Raw genomic sequence first — 900 nt, forward strand, 5'->3', positions numbered from 1 at the left:
CGACATGGATCATCCAGTTGTCGCCGGGCTGCGAAATCACGGTGACGGCGGGACCGGCGATCRCCGCACCCGGCCAGACCGGCCGCAGATAAGGCTTCATCAGGCCGATGCGGCCATAGGCCTCGTGCACGGTCGAGACGCCGTACTCCGCCATTCCGGCGGGATCGGCGCGCTCAATGTTGCGAACGACGACCGGCTTCATGCCAGCTCCTCCGCAACCGTCGGAAACAGACGCTGATAGGCCTCGCCATAGGTCATGGGGACGCCGGTGTTGCGGCTGCCCTGGATGCCGCGGTTGAGCGCAACGCGCTCGTAATAGCCCCAGAGATGCTTCTGCGCCGCCAGGATCTGGAAGGCCTCGTACTTCTCCTTCCAGACCTCGTCGATCTTGAGGAGCAGGTCGGGCTTGTAATTACATTGCTCCGGCTGGTGCGGCTCGAACAGGAACACCGGCGGCGCCGAATATTTGTATTGAGCGCCGGGCTTGTGGCCCATCGCCTGCGCGACCACGCGGGTCTCCTGCGCGAAATGCGCCGCGTTCGGATGGTCGAAATTGTAGGGGTCTTCCAGCGCGTGCGTCAGCACGAAGCTCGGATTGAGCTCGCGGTAGATGTCGACCATGCGGTCGAAATGCGCCTCGGTGAGCTTCAGCGGATAGTCGCCGCAGTCGAAGAACTCGATCTCGGCGCCGAGCAGCTTGGCCGCCCGCTCCGCCTCGTCCTTGCGGCCGGCCTTGACCGATTCCAGCGTCGCGCCCTTCTCCTTCCAGGCAAACTGGCTCTCGCCGCGCTCGCCGAAGGACATGCAGACGATCTTCATGCGATAGCCCTTCTTCGCATGCAGCGCGATGGCGCCGCCGGCGCGCCAGACAAAGTCGCCCGGATGGGCCGTGATCACGAG

The 900-nt window shown here is 64.5% G+C and carries 1 protein-coding gene and 1 pseudogene; both read right to left on the reverse strand.

Annotated elements, in window-relative coordinates; genetic code table 11:
• A pseudogene (locus AC1D00_RS43115) lies at nucleotides 1-202 on the reverse strand (4-carboxy-4-hydroxy-2-oxoadipate aldolase/oxaloacetate decarboxylase); the annotation flags it as partial.
• Nucleotides 199-900, reverse strand: a 702-nt coding sequence (locus tag AC1D00_RS43120) for a PIG-L deacetylase family protein (protein ID WP_477014923.1), incomplete at its 5' end; no start/stop codon positions are given. The gene AC1D00_RS43120 and the pseudogene AC1D00_RS43115, both read right to left, overlap by 4 nt.

This window comes from Bradyrhizobium sp. P2_E8, from assembly GCF_056403875.1.